At 62.8% G+C, this 16,208-nt stretch carries 17 protein-coding genes; 10 read left to right on the top strand and 7 right to left on the bottom strand.

What is annotated here, in order from left to right:
• Positions 1 to 114: 114 nt before the first annotated feature.
• The 6 genes from D5041_RS07110 to D5041_RS07085 form a co-directional block, all read right to left on the bottom strand.
• The gene (locus D5041_RS07110; RefSeq protein ID WP_265284198.1) at positions 115 to 378 is read right to left on the bottom strand and encodes an EamA family transporter; all 264 of its coding nucleotides are present in this window, start codon (positions 376 to 378) and stop codon (positions 115 to 117) included.
• Positions 379 to 440: 62 nt separating this feature from the next.
• Complete coding sequence (locus tag D5041_RS07105; RefSeq protein WP_265284402.1) at positions 441 to 1,454, bottom strand: IS701 family transposase; 1,014 nt, start codon at positions 1,452 to 1,454, stop codon at positions 441 to 443.
• Between the two features lie 155 nt (positions 1,455 to 1,609).
• Complete coding sequence (locus tag D5041_RS07100; RefSeq protein ID WP_265257841.1) at positions 1,610 to 2,026, bottom strand: NUDIX hydrolase; 417 nt, start codon at positions 2,024 to 2,026, stop codon at positions 1,610 to 1,612.
• Between the two features lie 27 nt (positions 2,027 to 2,053).
• Positions 2,054 to 2,887: a protein phosphatase 2C domain-containing protein gene (locus D5041_RS07095; protein ID WP_265284197.1), complete on the bottom strand. Its 834-nt coding sequence runs from the start codon at positions 2,885 to 2,887 to the stop codon at positions 2,054 to 2,056.
• An 11-nt stretch (positions 2,888 to 2,898) separates the two neighbouring features.
• Complete coding sequence (locus tag D5041_RS07090) at positions 2,899 to 3,645, bottom strand: TauD/TfdA family dioxygenase (protein ID WP_081479766.1); 747 nt, start codon at positions 3,643 to 3,645, stop codon at positions 2,899 to 2,901.
• 61 nt (positions 3,646 to 3,706) lie between these two features.
• Complete coding sequence (locus D5041_RS07085) at positions 3,707 to 4,279, bottom strand: DUF6444 domain-containing protein (protein WP_265284196.1); 573 nt, start codon at positions 4,277 to 4,279, stop codon at positions 3,707 to 3,709.
• Positions 4,280 to 4,385: 106 nt separating this feature from the next.
• On the opposite strand from D5041_RS07085, the gene D5041_RS07080 reads away from it, so the two are divergent.
• The 10 genes from D5041_RS07080 (at position 4,386) to D5041_RS07035 (ending at position 15,271) form a co-directional block, all read left to right on the top strand.
• The gene (locus D5041_RS07080; protein WP_265284400.1) at positions 4,386 to 5,393 is read left to right on the top strand and encodes an ABC transporter substrate-binding protein; all 1,008 of its coding nucleotides are present in this window, start codon (positions 4,386 to 4,388) and stop codon (positions 5,391 to 5,393) included.
• 179 nt (positions 5,394 to 5,572) lie between these two features.
• On the top strand, positions 5,573 to 6,625 hold the full coding sequence (locus tag D5041_RS07075) for an ABC transporter ATP-binding protein (RefSeq protein ID WP_265284195.1): 1,053 nt from the start codon (positions 5,573 to 5,575) through the stop codon (positions 6,623 to 6,625).
• Positions 6,622 to 7,482, top strand: a complete 861-nt coding sequence (locus tag D5041_RS07070; RefSeq protein WP_029554234.1) for an ABC transporter permease — start codon at positions 6,622 to 6,624, stop codon at positions 7,480 to 7,482. Before D5041_RS07075 ends, D5041_RS07070 begins: the two co-directional genes overlap by 4 nt.
• The gene (locus D5041_RS07065; protein WP_265284194.1) at positions 7,479 to 8,273 is read left to right on the top strand and encodes an ABC transporter permease; all 795 of its coding nucleotides are present in this window, start codon (positions 7,479 to 7,481) and stop codon (positions 8,271 to 8,273) included. Before D5041_RS07070 ends, D5041_RS07065 begins: the two co-directional genes overlap by 4 nt.
• Complete coding sequence (locus D5041_RS07060) at positions 8,270 to 9,379, top strand: NAD(P)/FAD-dependent oxidoreductase (RefSeq protein WP_265284193.1); 1,110 nt, start codon at positions 8,270 to 8,272, stop codon at positions 9,377 to 9,379. Before D5041_RS07065 ends, D5041_RS07060 begins: the two co-directional genes overlap by 4 nt.
• Positions 9,372 to 9,683 (top strand): (2Fe-2S)-binding protein, encoded by a 312-nt coding sequence (locus D5041_RS07055; RefSeq protein WP_029554236.1) that lies wholly within the window; start codon positions 9,372 to 9,374, stop codon positions 9,681 to 9,683. Before D5041_RS07060 ends, D5041_RS07055 begins: the two co-directional genes overlap by 8 nt.
• Entirely contained in the window at positions 9,680 to 11,101 is a 1,422-nt protein-coding gene (locus D5041_RS07050) for an FAD-dependent oxidoreductase (protein WP_265284192.1), read from the top strand. The genes D5041_RS07055 and D5041_RS07050 overlap by 4 nt, the downstream gene beginning before the upstream one ends.
• 16 nt (positions 11,102 to 11,117) lie before the next feature.
• Entirely contained in the window at positions 11,118 to 11,267 is a 150-nt protein-coding gene (locus D5041_RS07045) for a hypothetical protein (protein WP_265284191.1), read from the top strand.
• 50 nt (positions 11,268 to 11,317) lie between these two features.
• A complete protein-coding gene (locus D5041_RS07040; protein WP_265284183.1) occupies positions 11,318 to 13,861 on the top strand; it encodes a DNA internalization-related competence protein ComEC/Rec2 in 2,544 nt (847 codons plus the stop codon).
• Positions 13,862 to 13,963: 102 nt separating this feature from the next.
• Positions 13,964 to 15,271: a circularly permuted type 2 ATP-grasp protein gene (locus D5041_RS07035; RefSeq protein ID WP_265284190.1), complete on the top strand. Its 1,308-nt coding sequence runs from the start codon at positions 13,964 to 13,966 to the stop codon at positions 15,269 to 15,271.
• An 82-nt stretch (positions 15,272 to 15,353) separates the two neighbouring features.
• Here D5041_RS07035 and D5041_RS07030 read toward each other — a convergent pair whose 3' ends face one another.
• The gene (locus D5041_RS07030) at positions 15,354 to 16,190 is read right to left on the bottom strand and encodes a DMT family transporter (protein WP_456119845.1); all 837 of its coding nucleotides are present in this window, start codon (positions 16,188 to 16,190) and stop codon (positions 15,354 to 15,356) included.
• Positions 16,191 to 16,208: the final 18 nt, after the last annotated feature.

Below are 16,208 nucleotides of genomic sequence, written 5' to 3'. Positions count from 1 at the left end.
GCCGGGCTGCCGGCATCCCTTTTGGCCGATGAAGAGGGCATCTTGTGTCGTGCTCACCCGATGGCGCCCGCACTGCCCGGCTTGCCTGCGACGTTTGGCCCATTTATCGCCATTTCATCTCCAAGGGCTCCAATGCAGCTTCACGCCCACAGCCGACACCAAGATCAGCATGGCACCGATTGATTGACCGATGGATATGACGTGATCAAAAAAGAGGTAGTCGATGACAACCGTCGATACCGGATACAGAAAAGTCAGGATGGCTACCGTGCCAAGTCCGATTTTGGAAATTGCCGAATATATCAACCAGTACAGGAATGCCGTATGCACGACACCCAGCGCAACGATGAACTGCCACTGCTGAACATCCGGATTCATCGTGGCTAGGACTTACGCAAACCAAGCGCAGCTAGCGCGCAATTCGGACTTTTGTAGTCAGTTCAGACGAAGGTCATGAGCACGCTGGGTTGGATCAACTCCTGCCTCATATAAGTCGATAGCATCTTTTTTTTGAGATTGTAAATATTCGTCTTCAACTTTTCCGCCAGCGCAGACATGCAATTCCATGCCAATATAACACATCCAATATGATTGCGTTGCGCTCTGACCGATCTGCACTGGCACTTCTCGATTCCGAGCGTCTGTTTCACTTCACGATGATACTGCTCAATTTTCCAGCGTATGGTACACATCTCTTTTGCATCGTCGGTTGATGCTTGATCGAGATCATTAGTCACAATCCATTCCGTGCGATTAGTTGTAATCGCAACCCGAAATAACTTGACCTTCGTTGCACCTGGAAAACCATGTATCTTGATCAGTTTGCCATACGCTGCGTCCTGTTGGCTCCACTGCAGTTTGCTCACGGCCTGATAGGGTTGCTTGCCACCGCTGTCGTCCACCAGGCGGTTGCTCTTGAGCGGGCAGTAAAAGGTCTTACCCTCACGGTGCAAGTGCAGCATCAGATCCTTGGTGGCGTACCAAGAATCCATCAGCACCACACGGAACGGCAGTTTTTTTATGTTCAGCGCGTCGTCGAACATTTCCTTCATATGGGTGAGCTTGGACTTGGCATCAATGTCCGGCTCATAGACGCGCCAATCTATGATCCAGTAGCGCTTGGTTCGTGGGTTCACGTACAAACAATTGACGACACCAATTCCCTTGATCAGGCGATGCTCGTTACCACTATATTGCAAGCGTACCAATCCCATCTTGTGCGAATGGTTCTTGTCCGAAACGCTGTCGTCAAACACGAGAAAGCCATCGGGAGAAGTTTCAATCACACCTTTGACCTCCTCCCAGACAACATCCGGCGTTACATTGTCATTCTGCAAATAGCGATTGATGGCGTCATGCGAAAAATGCTGATGATGATCGGCAAACCAAGTTTGCGTGTAATTCGTCTGCGACGAAATGAGAAATTGACAGTAATCACAGCATGTTGGCTTCATGTTCATGAAGTGTGGAGTTGAAACCATGCGAGTATACACCACAAAACATTACAAAAAAACTATTTTCTCGATTATTTATTTTAGTTTGCGTAAGTCCTATCCAAAAAAACAACGTGCCGCCTCTGTGGTTGGCGATGGATATGACGCAGGAGTTTTCATGTGTTTGCAATCGCATCGCTAATCGTGGTCCGATAGCCCATGGGGAGGCGAATTGTGTCTAGTTCTGAGAGGTCGAACGTAGCTATCTCTTTGTGTTCATTGCTTATGCGCAGCGAGTCAAAATTCTCACATTCACAGATGAAGGGGACTATCAATACCGGAACTACGTCTGCTACCCAATAAACGTAGGACCGAAGCGGTCGAGTAATGCGAACGGAAATGCCTGTTTCCTCCAAAATTTCGCGTGCTAGGCAATCGGTCGGCTCTTCATGTAGCTCTAATTTTCCGCCGGGTAGTTCCCATTCATCGCGTTCATTCTTTAGCAACAAAATCCGATGATCGTTTATGAGTACGCCTTTAACTGAAACGGGAAATTTAGTGGCTTTGCTATCGCTGGGGGTAGGGGGATTCATCACGGATGATTACAAGAAATTGGGCGATTAAATTCGATTTGATACAAGCAATGCGCTCGCATCGTCCTGTAGCTTTACGCGTGGATAGAGCTCCGCATTGGGATCCGCATCCTCTAGTGACCTGAGTTCTTGGACAAGTATCGAAAGTCCTGCAGGTTCGAATGCGCGACTAAAAAAAGTCTCCGCATCCATGCTGAAGTAAGTGTCTACAAGGCGGTAAAGTCCGTCGGTAAGCAAAATTGCACGCATCTCAGAGGAAAATGGGACTTCCTTGCGCTGCATATACGGAAGTCCTTTTCCGTCAGGACTAAGTATCCAATAGCCATCGGACGTATTCATCCGTTGCCGATTTGCGCGAATAGCCGGGACAAGATGCTTCCATGCCTGCTGATGAGTCATGCCGGGCTCTGCCTTGCGGACTTTGAGATACTCTCCCAGAAGCGCATGGTCAAATTTATGCACTTCGCTGCTCCCAAAAAATGAAATTGGGCCGCCATCAACTTGATAGATTATTTTGCAATCGCCAAGATTCAGAAATGTGCTTGAGCCTGGCTTCAGCGTCACATGTGCAAAGCTTGCAGAAGGAACATCGGTATGAGACCAGTTTTCCCAGTTGAGAGGTCCATCTGCTTCAAGTTTTTGCAATTCACTGGTGGCCCACCGTTGCAGATGCGGCTCCAGGGAGCGGTGACTCAGTCCCTTGGAAAACTCTCGCACAAACCACGATGCATCCGTTTCCAGACCTTCTGAAGTTTCGCGGCGTCGACCAGAAATGCTGGTCGCACCATCGAGCACCCAACCCTCATCGCGACTAAATCCGACAACGTCCTCATTCACCGCAGAGACTGAATGGGAGAGCATGTGAAAGTAACTCATATTGGACTTAGGTGTGGGCGCTTCATGAGAAGACGGTATGCAGATCGCGCACCAGCAAAGTGTGTCCTGCCATGAAGCCATCTATGATTGTTCACCAAGTATCCATCGCCTGAAGTCAAATTGATCTTCATTGTTAGCTGGCGCACCAGCGCATTGAATTTGGGCATGACGGCGGCGACATCGGGCGACAGATAAACCATCCTGTCGAAGCGGAAGCGCATTAAAAATTCATCACCTTCCAGGCTGATAACGCTGCTTTCCTTAAGTCCTTCTTCAGACTTGAACACCACTGACTTTGGTCGCGTTAATACCTGAACGGCTTCGGGCTCATGCGCCGACATTTCTTCAATCAACCGATGGCCGTCGACAAACGTACTTGCACCACCTATGCAAGATTGAGACTCAATCCAAAACGCAAGAAATTCAGGTGGTAGGGTCATACTGCTGCGATCACTGTGTGGCGTTAGAGCCATACCAGTGAGTCCCAGCTCGTTTCTATCAGCTGCGTGAGCGTGATCTGAAGAGCTGCCCACAACTTGGACGTGCGTGAGTCCAGAAGCTTCTGCGTGAGGATGATGGTAGACCCCCCCCATCTCACTCAAACTGTTGAGAAACTCTAGTTTGGATCGGATGTTGCGAAGCATGACTAGCCCATGCTTCCTATACGCGGCGCGTAACTCTGATATGCCTTCGGATGCTTGCCAAACTGGAATATCTATCTTGTTCCCTAAATTCATTTTCATCCCTTGCCTTTGAATTTGTACATCTAATCTCGTTGTTTTTCGAACCGTACATAGTCGACATTCAACACAAGAGGTCGCCCATCACTTGCCCCGTGCGCTTGAGTGGCAGCATCTGATACTGGTTCAGGTGCACGGCCGCGGCCTTCGCGCGCGGGCCGTATTGCACCGCTGCGGTGACGTCCGGGGGGAACACGCCACGATGGGTCTTGCCGCAGTTGCACACCGCTTGCAGAACGCGGTGCTCGGTGACCTGGTAGCGCAAATCGGGCAGATCGTGGACCTGCCGGGCCTCAACCACGCTGGCCTGACCCAAGGAACCGTGGCAGACATCGCAATGCTCGGGCGGTGCATGGGTGACGACCACATTGGGCTCGGCCGCTTGGCTCAGGGTATGGCCCTTGTGCCCCTTCTGTCCGCCGACCGGCCGTTGCCCGGCCTTGCGCAATGACTTGGGTTGAGGCTTGTTGAGCCCATCGCTTGAGGGCGGCTTGCTGGAGTTGCGGCTGTTCAGATTGAGCCGCGCTTGCAGTTCGTTGATCTGCGCCGTCAGCGTCTGCACCATCGCCCATAGCTCCAGAACCAGTGCACCCATCTGGGTCGAACTGAGTGTGCTGAGGTCGGGTAGCTGTTGCATTGAGTTGCGGATTATGGCCTGCGGCGAGGGGGCCTGAGTAGTTACCCCTGCTCACAACCACCTGGAGACATCGATGACACAGCGCAAATGCACACCCGCCCTCGGGATGCTGGCCTTGGCGGTCGCCTCGTTCGGCGCCCTCGCCACCGAGACGATCTACGTCGGCGGATTCGGAGGCTCGACCGAGCAGTTCTTCAAGGAAAAGATCATTCCTCCCTTTGAAGCAAAGACGGGTGCCAAGGTGGTCTACATCCCGGGCAACTCCACGGACACCCTGGCCAAGCTGCAGGCACAAAGGGGACGACAGGAAATCTCCGTGGCACTCATCGACGATGGCCCGATGTACCAGGCCGTCGGTCAGGGCCTTTGCGCCAAGGTGGAGGACGGCGGCCCCATCAAGGATTTGTATCCCACGGCACGCATGGTCGGTGACAGATCCGTCGGCATCGGTTTCATTGCCAGTGGTTTGGCCTACAACAAGGAAGTCTTTGCGAAGAACGGCTGGAAGGCGCCGACTTCGTGGCAAGACCTGACCGACGCGAAATACAAGCAGAAGGTCGTCATCCCACCCATCACCAACGGCTATGGACTGCTGACGCTGGTCATGATGTCCCGCCTCAACGGGGGTGGCGAGGACAAAATGGACCCGGGCTTCGATGTGATGCGCAAGAAGGTCGCTCCCAATGTGCTGGCGTGGGAACCTTCTCCGGGAAAGATGGCCCAGATGCTGCAAACCGGCGAGGCCGCGCTGGTCGTGTGGGGCAACGGCCGTGTGCAGGCAGTCGTGGATCAGGGTGCGTCGGTGGAGTTCGTTTATCCAAAAGAAGGCGCGGTGATGATCATGACCGCCGGCTGCGTGGTTGAAGGTGCGCCGCAAGCCAAGCTCGGGCAACAGTTTCTCCAACACATCGTGTCGGCCGAGTCGCAGGCCGTGCTGGCCGGTGCGCAGAGCTGGGGCCCGGTGAACAAGACCACGAAGCTGGCGCCGGACGTGGTCCGGAAGGTGGTGTACGGTCCGGAGAGGGTCGGTGCGCTGATCGCGCCCAACTACGAAGTGATCAACGCCAAGCGCGCCGAGTGGACCACCCGCTGGAATCGCACGGTCGAGCGCTGACACAGCGTTCGAGCCAGACGGCGCTTGGGCACGCGGCCAGCGCCGTGTGCTGGGGTCCGCCCGGCCCTGGCCGCATGTCCTGAAGGGGCCGGTTGAACGAGGCGTTTCACGGGAACCACTCCAGCGGGGCCGGTCTTCGCATGCGCGCCAGCGGTACATCACTACATCCAGGACATCCCATGAGCTTCCTCGAACTGAAGGGCCTCTCCAAGCGCTATGACAACGTCGTGGTGGTGGCCCCAAGCAATCTTTGCGTGGACCAAGGCGAATTCGTCTGTCTTTTGGGCCCGTCAGGCTGCGGCAAGACCACGACGCTGCAGATGGTGGCGGGCTTTGTACGACCCACGAGTGGCCGCATCTTGCTCGACGGAGCAGACATCACCGATGTCCAGCCCAACCGGCGTGGGCTGGGCATCGTGTTCCAGCGCTATGCGCTGTTCCCCCACATGACGGTGGCCGAGAACATCGCATTCGGCCTGGAAATGCAGGGCATCGCCGCTGGCGAGCGACGCCAGCGTGTCGGGGCGATGCTGGACCTGGTGCGCCTGAGCACCATGGCCGGGCGCTACCCACGCGAACTCTCGGGCGGCCAGCGCCAGCGCGTGGCCTTGGCCCGCGCCTTGACCATTCAACCGCCGGTGCTGCTGCTGGACGAGCCCATGGGCGCACTGGACGCCAAGCTGCGTGAAGAGATGCAGATCGAACTGCGCGCACTACAGCACCGGGTGGGAGTCACGACCATCATGGTGACGCATGACCAGGCGGAGGCCATGACACTCGCAGACCGGGTCGTTCTGATGAACAAGGGTTGCATCGAGCAAATCGATCGGCCCTTTGAGATGTACGAGCGCCCCAACGGTCGCTTCTCGTCCACTTTCCTCGGCAAGGCCAACGTTTTCGCGGCCACGCGCGCGCAGTCCGGCGATTGCGTTGACGTTCAGGGACACCGGCTGCCCTCCAGCGACCTGGCGTGCACCGGGGCCCTCGACTACATCGTGCGCCCCGAGAAGATCGCGTTCACCGGCGACGCGAACGCCCTTGTCCGGGGGCGCGTGACGGCGCGCGCGTTTCTCGGGAATCACTGGCTGTTTCAGATCGATACGCCGCTGGGCAGCATGCAAATGACCCACGCCAACACCGGTTCGCCTCAGGCCAACGAAGGCGATGCCGTGGGCCTGTGCTGGGCGCCGCAGGACGCTCGGCTCGTGCCGCGTGCGCAGGCCGCGAAATGACGCATCCGTCCAGGATGTTGCCCTACTGGCTGACGGCGCCTGGTGCGCTGATCGCGCTGGCCTTCGTCGCCGTGCCGTTGGTGATGACGCTCTCGCTGAGCCTGTACCCATTCGTCCCGGGCGGTGGCGTCGGCGAGCAGATGACGATCGCCAACTTTGCCGATGTGGCGCGCGACGATTACTTCCACGCCATCTTCGCGCGGACCTTCGGCATGGCTTTTCTCGTCACGCTGATCTGCATCGTGATCGGCGTTCCCGAGGCCCATGTCCTGGGCCGACTGTCCGAACGGTGGCGCGCGGTGTCGATCGTGATCGTGCTCGGACCGATGCTGATCTCGGTGGTCGTTCGGACGCTCGGCTGGGCGGTGCTGCTCGGCAACGAGGGCGTGATCAACAAGCTGCTGCTGGCCACCGGCCTCGTGCACGAACCCGTGAAGATGATGTTCACGTTCACCGGCGTGGTGCTCGCGCTTGTGCATGTGCTGGTCCCCTTCATGGTGCTCGCTGTGTGGGCGTCCCTGCAGAAGCTCGACGCCACCACCGAACAGGCAGCCGAATCACTCGGCGCCGGTCCTTGGACCGTGCTCCGGCGCATCGTCTTCCCACAGGTGATCCCCGGGGTTCTCTCCGGCAGCCTCATCGTCTTCTCGCTGGCGGCGAGCGCTTTTGCAACGCCAGCCATCATCGGTGGCAGGCGCTTGAAAGTGGTGCCGACCACGATCTACGACGAATTCCTGGGCAATCTGAACTGGCCCTTGGGCGCCGCGCTCGCCGCAGTGCTGCTGGTCATCGTTCTTGCGGTGTCGATGGGCGCGAACCGGTTTGTCGAGCGGCGCTACAAGCAGGTGTTCCCATGAAACATGCACACCCTTTGCTGCGGGTGTTCCACTGGCTGTTCGCGGCCTTCATGCTGGCGCCTCTTCTGATGGTGGTGCTCGTGTCGTTCACTGACAAGGGCTACATCGCGATGCCCTTCGATGGTGCTTCGTGGCGCTGGTACGCCGCCATCCTGAAGGACGACGATTTCATGCGCGCCTTCTACCGCAGCCTGGCCCTGGGTGCCGGGGCGGCGACGCTGGCCACCTTGGCCGCGGTGCCCGCGGGCATGGCCATCGCCTGGCAGCGCTTTCCTGGCCGCGAGGCCATTCTCGGACTGCTGCTGTCGCCCCTCATGGTGCCGCACGTCGTGCTGGGTATTGCCCTGCTGCGTTTTCTCACGCAACTCGGCGCGTCCGCAACCCTGTGGGGGCTGACCGCGGCGCACACCGTGCTCGTGCTGCCCTACGTGCTGCGCCTGGTCGTGGCGGCGGCCACCGGCTTCGACCGCACGGTGGCCCAGGCCGCGGAGTCGCTGGGGGCTTCGGCATGGACGGTGTTTCGCCGTGTTGAACTGCCCCTCATCACTCCCGGCGTTGCGGGCGGCTGGCTCATCGCGTTCATCAACAGCTTCGACGAGCTGACGATGTCCATCTTCGTCGCCTCGGCCGGCACGCAGACGCTGCCGGTCAAGATGTACAACCACATCGCCCACACCATTGATCCGCTGCTGGCGTCCATTTCCACCGTGTTGATCGTGCTGACGCTGGTGCTGATGATGCTGCTCGATCGCTTCTACGGCATCGACCGTGTGTTGGTGGGCAAGCCATGAACGCGAATCGGGCCATCGACACGCTGGTCATTGGTGGCGGCGCGGTCGGCATGTCCGTCGCCTATGGCCTGGCACGTGCGGGCGAGCGCGTGCGCGTGCTCGATGAGGGCGACGATGCATTCCGTGCTGCACGCGGCAACTTCGGCCTCGTGTGGGTGCATGGCAAGGGCGTGGGCAACCCTGCCTATGCACGCTGGTCCATGGCCGCCGCAAGTCAGTGGCCCGCCTTTGCGGCCGAACTCCAGGAACTCACGGGCATCGCCGTCGAACTCTCGCAAAACGGCGGACTCACGATGTTCCTGACCGAGGAGGAACTGGCCGCGCGCGCCGCCGACTGCATGTCGATCCGGAATGCGCTGGGTGGGCACTATCCCTTCGAAGTGCTGGACCCCGCGGGGGTCCGTGCCATCTCTCCCCATAGCGGACCGGACGTGGTCGGTGCGATCTTCGGCCCGATGGATGGCCACGTCAGTCCCTTGCGTCTGCTGCGCGCGCTGTTCCAAGGTTTCAAGTCACGGGGCGGCGATCTGGTCACCGGGGTTCGGGTCGAACGGATCGGCCATCGTGCTGGTGAATTCCATGTGGCCGCCGCAGGCGCCACGCACGTCGCGGCCCGCGTGGTCCTGGCGGCCGGGCTCGGGAACCGGGAGCTGGCGCCGATGGTCGGTCTGCTGGCTCCCGTCAGACCCAGCCGCGGGCAGATCCTGGTCACCGAGCGTGTGCAACCCTTCCTGAACCACCCGACGATGCACGTGCGCCAGACCGGCGAGGGCGTCGTGCAGATCGGCGACTCCAAGGAGGACGTGGGGTTCAACGACGGGACCACGGTGGAACAGCTCGCGCGCATCGCGCAGCGCGCCAGCCGCCTTTTCCCGATCCTGGGCAAGGTCAACGTGGTGCGCACCTGGGGCGCTCTGCGGGTCATGACGTCCGATGGCTTCCCGATCTACCAAGCATCGCGCGATTGCCCCGGCGCGTACCTCGTCACCTGCCACAGCGGCATCACTCTGGCGTCCATGCATACGGGTCCGCTGGTTCGCTGGATGCGTGGTGGCGCCGAGCCTTCCGAGATTCAAACCTTCAAAGCGGAGCGCTTTCATGTTTAGAACGATGCCGCTCCCCACGCGCGATCAGCGGCGCGTGGTGGAGATATTCGTCGAGGGGCGAAGCGTGCCCGCCCGCGAGGGCGATACGCTGGCCGCAGCACTTCTGAATGCCCGGGTCGTGCCGTTTCGGCGCACGCCGGTATCGGGCCAGCCGCGCGCGCCGCTGTGTCTCATGGGTGTCTGCTTCGACTGCCTCGTCGAGGTGGATGGCGCCCGGAACGTGCAGTCTTGCATGGTTCAGGTCCGCGCCGGCATGCAGGTGCGGCTGCCCACGGGAGCACGGCAGATGAGGGCCCCGGCATGACAGAGAGGACACACGACCTCATCGTCGTCGGTGCGGGGCCGGCGGGCATGTCTGCCGCGCTGACGGCCGCGTCCATCGGCTTGAAGACGCTGTTGCTGGACGAGCAGCCGCGCCCGGGCGGGCAGATCTACCGCAACATCACTGCGGCTGCGCCGTCCGTGGCCGCGCTGCTCGGCGCCGACTATCGCCATGGAGAGACGTTGACGGACCGGCTCGCCCGGTCGGACGCCGATCTTCGTTTCGGCACGGCGGTGTGGGACGTTGCGCGCGACCTCACCGTCACTGCACAGCAAGATGGCCAGTCATTTCGCGTGCAGGCGCCGCAGCTCATCGCCGCCACTGGCGCCATGGAGCGGCCCTCCCCCATTGCGGGCTGGACGCTGCCGGGCGTGCTCAATGCCGGGGCGGCGCAGATCGCGTTGAAAAGCGCGAGCGCCATCCCTTGCGGCCGCGTCGTGCTCGCGGGAGCGGGCCCGCTGCTGCTGCTGGTCGCCTGCCAGTTGCTGGACGCCGGGGTGTCACTGGGCGGCATCGTGGAGACTGCGCCAACGGCGAACCGCTGGCGCGCGCTGCGCCATCTGCCGACGGCGCTGCGCGCGCCAGCCTACTTGGCGAAGGGCGTGCGCATGCTGCAGCGTGTTCGCCGATCCGGCGTGCCGACGTTCTCTGCCGCCGCGTCGGTGCGCGTCGAGGGCAACGAGCGGGCTCAGGCACTGGTGTTCGCGGCCGGCGGCAAGGAGCATCGTCTGGATGCCGATGTCGTGCTGCTGCACCACGGGGTCGTGCCGAACAACCAGCTCAGCCGGCTGCTGCGGGTCGATCATGACTGGGACCCCGTCCAGCTCGCGTGGTGCCCGCGCGTTGACGCCTGGGGCGAAACCTCGCTCGCGGGTTTTCGTATCGCGGGCGATGGCGCGGCCATCGCCGGTGCGCTTGCCGCGGAGCCCGGCGGTGCGCTCGCTGCCTTGGGAGCGGCGCGGGCCCTGGGCAGGCTGAGCGCGCCCGCGTGTGAGGCGCGCGCCACGCCCGTGCGCCGGGCGCTGATGCGCCAACTGCGCATTCGTCCCTTCCTCGATGCGCTGTATCGGCCACCCGAGTGGCTGTCCACACCCGCTGACGAGACCGTGGTTTGCCGCTGCGAGGAAGTCACGGCCGGTCGCATCCGCGAGATGGCTCGGCTGGGATGCCAGGGCCCCAACCAGACCAAGTTCTTCAGCCGTTGCGGCATGGGGCCGTGTCAGGGCCGCATGTGCGGGCTGGCGGTCACCCAGATCCTTGCCAGCGAATTGGGCAAGCCGCCCGGCCAAGTCGGTGCCTACCGCATCCGCGCACCCTTGAAGCCGGTGTCCGTGTCCTCCATCGCCGCGTCGGCTGACACAGCAGCCATCGAGATTTTTGAAGTCGGGGAAAACGCATGAGCGAACCGGGGAATGAATGGCCTCGGCGCGCCAGCGTGCGCTGAGCCTTGAATTGCGCCGCATCGGGCCTTTTCCAGAGCGCAAAGTGAAAGGTATGGCCCGCCAGATACGCCAGCGGCGCCGGATGCGCCACAGCGTCGCCAGCCGCTCGCTGATCAAGTCCTGATCCTGATTTAGCATCAGCCCATGCCCGCCGTAAGCGCCCCTGCCGCCCTTATGACCGACCCCGACCGCGCACCGGGTGCAGGGGGCCTGCCGCGCGCCGCTGCCTGGCTGCTGCCCGCCCTGCTGCTGGGCCTTGTGGCGGGCGCGGCGCTTGCGTTGCAGCAGCCTTGGCTGTGGCCACCCCTGGTGTACTGGGCCTTGCTGTGCTGCGCGCTTGTGCCGGCAGCATGCTGCGCGCTTGCGGCGGCCAGGCCCCGCGCATCGCGGTGGGCCTGGGCTCTGGTGATGGCGTCGCCCGTGCTCGCCGGGGGAAGCGGTGCCGCAGCCATGTTCGCGGTCTGCGGTCTGCGCGCTTCGGGCTACATGGAGCTGGCCCTGGCGCCCGCGCTGGAAGGGCGGGACATCCGCGTAACGGGGCTGGTCGCGGCCATGCCGCAGACCCACGCGGCGGGTACCCGCCTGCGTCTGGCGGTGGAGACCGCACACCTGCAGGGCGCGCCCGTGCGCCTGCCGCCGCTTGTCGAAGTGGCCTGGTACGGCGGGGCCTTGCGCGGCGCGGACGAGGCCGTGGACGCAGACGTGCAGCGCCGCCCCCCCACGGTGCGCGCGGGTGAGCGCTGGGATCTGACGCTGCGCCTGAAAGCGCCGCACGGCCTGTACAACCCCCATGGTTTTGACTACGAGCTGTGGCTCTGGGAGCAGGGCGTGCAGGCCACCGGCTATGTGCGCACGGGCCCGAGGGACGAAGCGCCGCGGCGCCTGGCGTCCACCTGGTGCTACCCCGTGGAGCAGTTGCGCCAGTCCGTGCGCGACACCATCCTGGAGCGCCTGGGCCGCAGCGCGCAGGGCGCGGAAACCGCAGAGGGCGGCGACCCGGGCCGCGCGCGCATTGCCGGTGTCGTTGCGGCGCTGGTCACGGGCGACCAGCGCGCCATCGACCGCGCGGACTGGGATCTGTTCCGCGCCACCGGGGTGGCGCACCTCATGAGCATTTCGGGCCTGCACATCACCTTGTTCGCGTGGCTCGCCGCGCTGCTGGTGCGCATGCTCTGGCGGCGCTCCGCGCGCCTGTGCCTGGCGGTGCCGGCGCCGTCTGCGGCGCTGGTCGCCGGGGTGGCGCTGGCCGCCGCGTATGCGCTCTTCAGCGGCTGGGGCGTTCCCGCGCAGCGCACGGTGATCATGCTCGCCAGCGTGGCGCTGCTGCAGCTGAGCGGGCGGCGCTGGCCCTGGCCGCAGGTCTGGCTGCTGGCCTGCGCGGCGGTGGTGCTGGTCGATCCCTGGGCGCTGGCGCAGGCGGGCTTCTGGCTGAGCTTCGTCGCGGTGGGGATGTTGTTTGCCACGAATCCGGTCGCCGACAGGGCTTCCGCTTCTGGCGCCATCGGCCGATTCCACGCGCTGCTGCGCGAGCAGTGGGTGGTCACGCTGGCGCTCACGCCCCTGGGCCTGCTGCTGTTTGCCCAGGTCCCGCTGCTGGGTTTCGTGGCCAACCTGGCGGCGATTCCCTGGGTCACGCTGGTGGTGACGCCGCTGGCGCTCGGCGGTGCGCTGTGGGCGCCGCTGTGGGACCTGGCGGCGCTCAGTCTGCAACCGCTGATGGCCTGGCTGCAATGGCTCGCGCAATGGCCCTGGGCGGTGCTGTTTCTGCCTGCGGCGCCGCTGTGGGCGGGTAGCGCGGCGGTGCTGGGCGGCGCGCTGCTGGCGCTGCGCATGCCCTGGCGCTTGCGCCTGCTGGCGCTGCCATTGCTCTGGCCGGCGCTGTGCTGGCAGCCCGCGCGGCCGCCGCCGGGGCAGTTCGACTTGCTCGCAGCAGACGTTGGCCAGGGCGGCGCGGTGCTGGTGCGCACCGCCAACCACACGCTGCTCTACGACGCGGGTCCGCGTTTCAGCCGCGAGAGCGACGCCGGGCAGCGCGTGCTGGTGCCCTTGCTGCGCGCGCTCGGCGAGCGGGTGGATCTGCTCATGCTCAGCCACCGCGACGCGGACCACAGCGGCGGCGCCGCGGCCGTGCTGGCGCAGCAGCCACAGGCCGCGCTCAGCGGCTCGATCGAGGCCGGGCATGCATTGCAGGAACTGCGCCCCGTCCAGCCCTGCCTCGCCGGCCAGCGCTGGGAATGGGACGGCGTGCGCTTCGAGCTGCTGCACCCGCTGCCCGGAGACGCCGCCCCCGGGCAGCGCCGCGCGCCGCGTCCGAATGCCCTGAGTTGCGTGCTGCGCATCGCGGCCGCAGGGGCGCCCGCGGCCCTGCTCGCCGGGGACATCGAGGCCGCGCAGGAGCGGGCCCTGGTGGCGCGCGGCGCGGCGCTGCAGGCCGACCTGCTGCTGGTGCCGCACCATGGCAGCAAGACCTCCTCGTCGCCCGCGTTTCTGGACGCCGTCCGGCCACGCGCCGCCTTGGTGCAGGCCGGCTACCGCAACCGCTTCGGCCATCCGGCGCCCGAGGTGTTGCGACGCTACCAGGCGCGCGGCGTCCGGGTGCTGGAGTCCGCGCGCTGCGGCGCCGCCAGCTGGTCCTCGGCCCGGCCCGGGGTGGTGGCCTGCGCACGCGACACCGGGCGCCGGTATTGGCAGCACCGCGTGCCCCCACGCGGCGAATGACCCCTGGCGCGGGGTGGATAGGCGACGGCGCGCTGCCGGCAGGGGCTGCTGCGCCGTGCACGGGCGCATAACTTGCTATCCTCTGCGCCAGGAGGCCGGTTCATGCAGCAATTCGACGAGATGTATGCCAAGCAGCCTATGGACGGCGGCGCCGTGCGGGCGCATTACGCGCGCTACGCGCAGTGGCTGGACCAGCAGCCCCCCGAGGGAATGCAGGCGCGCCGGGCCGAAGCCGAGATGATCTTCCGGCGCGTGGGGATCACCTTTGCCGTCTACGGCGCCAAGGACGAGGACGGAGTGGGCAACGAGCGCCTGATCCCGTTCGACCTGATCCCGCGCATCATCCCGGCGCACGAGTGGAGCCGCCTGCAACAGGGGCTGGTGCAGCGGGTCACGGCGCTCAACCGCTTCATCCACGACATCTACCACGGCCAGGACATCGTGCGCGCCGGCGTCGTCGCCGCCGACCTCATCGTCGGCAACGCCCAGTACCGGCCCGAAATGGCGGGCCTGTCCGTGCCGCAGGACATCTACGCGCACATCGCCGGAATCGACATCGTGCGCGCGCCCGACGCGCAGGGCGTGGGCGAGTACTACGTGCTCGAAGACAACCTGCGCGTCCCCAGCGGCGTGAGCTACATGCTCGAAAACCGCAAGATGATGATGCGTCTGTTCCCCGAACTGTTCAGCCTGCACAAGGTGGCGCCGGTCGCGCACTACCCCGACATGCTGCTCGAGACCCTGCGCGCCAGCGCCCCCGCGACGTCGGACGAGCCCACGGTGGTGGTGCTGACACCCGGCATGCACAACAGCGCGTACTTCGAGCACGCCTTCCTGGCGCAGCAGATGGGCGTGGAACTGGTCGAAGGGCAGGACCTCGTGGTCCGGGACGGCTTCGTCTACATGCGCACCACGCGCGGCCTGCAGCGCGTGGACGTGATCTACCGGCGGGTGGACGACGATTTCCTCGATCCGCAGGTGTTCCGCCGCAACTCCACGCTGGGCTGCCATGGCCTGATGGACGCCTACCGCGCAGGCCACGTCGGCATCTGCAACGCCGTGGGGATCGGCGTCGCGGACGACAAGTCGGTCTACCCCCAGGTGCCCGAGATGATCCGCTTCTACCTGGGCCAGGAACCCATTCTCAAGAACGTCCCCACCTGGATGTGCCGCAGGCCGGACGAGTTGCAGTACGTGCTCGGCCAGCTGCGCCAGCAGCAGGGAATCGGCGCTGCCCGGGGGGCGGGCCAGAGTGAATCGTTTTCCGGGGGAGAGTTTGGGCAGTTCCATGCAGACACGGGCGTCGGACTCGCCGGACCCCCTGCGCGAAGCGCGCACGGGCGGATGGGGCAAGCTGCGGGCTATTCTAAATTCCGGGGCCGGGCTGCCGGCATCCCTTTTGGCCGATGAAGAGGGCATCTTGTGTCGTGCTCACCCGATGGCGCCCGCACTGCCCGGCTTGCCTGCAACGTTTGGCCAATTTATCGCCATTTCATCTCCAAGGGCTCCAGGGCATTCTCCAATGCAGCTTCACGCCCACAGCCGACACCAAGATCAGCATGGCACCGATTGATTGACCGATGGATATGACGTGATCAAAAAAGAGGTAGTCGATGACAACCGTCGATACCGGATACAGAAAAGTCAGGATGGCTACCGTGCCAAGTCCGATTTTGGAAATTGCCGAATATATCAACCAGTACAGGAATGCCGTATGCACGACACCCAGCGCAACGATGAACTGCCACTGCTGAACGTCCGGATGCATCGTGGTGATGCTGGTTATCGGAAACGTTGCCAGCGCACCCGCCAGGGTTTGAACGAAAACGATGAACAGCGGGGGAATTCCGGATAACTTCTTTGCAATCAACACCGAGCCGGAATACAAGCTGGTTGCCAACAGAACCAATCCGATACCGGCAAACTCCTGCAGCGCCAGCCTTGCATCACCGAACCCAACGATGGTCAGCAATCCGATGAAGGCCAACACCGTCCAGACTCCATCCGAAAGCGCAATTTTCTCTCTGAAAACAAATGCACCGGCAAGAAGAATGATGAACGGATTGACGTGATATACAATGGTCGCCAACGATATGGACATCATCGAAAAAGCATTGAACAAGAATATCCAATTAAAAACCACGAACAGGCCCGAAACGACCATCCACGCCAGTTTTCTGGACGTCATGTTCTCCCTGCATTTCCGTCCATGAAACAGACATATCGGAAGGACACAAACACATGCAATGGCACATCTGAAAAAAACCACGTTTTCCGGAGCCTGCCCTGACTTGATGACAAACAGTCCAATGCTCCCGGAAACCAACATGGCAACGGCCATTTCAAT

Source organism: Verminephrobacter aporrectodeae subsp. tuberculatae (genome assembly GCF_026127385.1).
In the GTDB taxonomy this organism is placed as follows: Bacteria; Pseudomonadota; Gammaproteobacteria; order Burkholderiales; family Burkholderiaceae_C; genus Acidovorax; species Acidovorax aporrectodeae.
Note: the sequence above shows the minus strand (reverse complement) of the source record. Positions and strands in the feature narration are given on the sequence as shown.

Bases quoted from the DNA above. Each gene is read 5' to 3' on its own strand.
- D5041_RS07065 (WP_265284194.1), top strand. From the start codon at position 7,479: ATGAAACATGCACACCCTTTGCTGCGGGTGTTCCACTGGCTGTTCGCG.
- D5041_RS07045 (WP_265284191.1), top strand. From the start codon at position 11,118: ATGGCCTCGGCGCGCCAGCGTGCGCTGAGCCTTGAATTGCGCCGCATC.
- D5041_RS07080 (WP_265284400.1), top strand. From the start codon at position 4,386: ATGCTGGCCTTGGCGGTCGCCTCGTTCGGCGCCCTCGCCACCGAGACG.
- D5041_RS07105 (WP_265284402.1), bottom strand. From the start codon at position 1,454: ATGAAGCCAACATGCTGTGATTACTGTCAATTTCTCATTTCGTCGCAG.
- D5041_RS07085 (WP_265284196.1), bottom strand. From the start codon at position 4,279: ATGCAACAGCTACCCGACCTCAGCACACTCAGTTCGACCCAGATGGGT.
- D5041_RS07060 (WP_265284193.1), top strand. From the start codon at position 8,270: ATGAACGCGAATCGGGCCATCGACACGCTGGTCATTGGTGGCGGCGCG.
- D5041_RS07095 (WP_265284197.1), bottom strand. From the start codon at position 2,887: ATGCTCTCCCATTCAGTCTCTGCGGTGAATGAGGACGTTGTCGGATTT.
- D5041_RS07030 (WP_456119845.1), bottom strand. From the start codon at position 16,190: ATGTTGGTTTCCGGGAGCATTGGACTGTTTGTCATCAAGTCAGGGCAG.
- D5041_RS07050 (WP_265284192.1), top strand. From the start codon at position 9,680: ATGACAGAGAGGACACACGACCTCATCGTCGTCGGTGCGGGGCCGGCG.
- D5041_RS07040 (WP_265284183.1), top strand. From the start codon at position 11,318: ATGACCGACCCCGACCGCGCACCGGGTGCAGGGGGCCTGCCGCGCGCC.
- D5041_RS07070 (WP_029554234.1), top strand. From the start codon at position 6,622: ATGACGCATCCGTCCAGGATGTTGCCCTACTGGCTGACGGCGCCTGGT.
- D5041_RS07055 (WP_029554236.1), top strand. From the start codon at position 9,372: ATGTTTAGAACGATGCCGCTCCCCACGCGCGATCAGCGGCGCGTGGTG.
- D5041_RS07100 (WP_265257841.1), bottom strand. From the start codon at position 2,026: ATGAATCCCCCTACCCCCAGCGATAGCAAAGCCACTAAATTTCCCGTT.
- D5041_RS07090 (WP_081479766.1), bottom strand. From the start codon at position 3,645: ATGAAAATGAATTTAGGGAACAAGATAGATATTCCAGTTTGGCAAGCA.
- D5041_RS07110 (WP_265284198.1), bottom strand. From the start codon at position 378: ATGAATCCGGATGTTCAGCAGTGGCAGTTCATCGTTGCGCTGGGTGTC.
- D5041_RS07075 (WP_265284195.1), top strand. From the start codon at position 5,573: ATGAGCTTCCTCGAACTGAAGGGCCTCTCCAAGCGCTATGACAACGTC.
- D5041_RS07035 (WP_265284190.1), top strand. From the start codon at position 13,964: ATGCAGCAATTCGACGAGATGTATGCCAAGCAGCCTATGGACGGCGGC.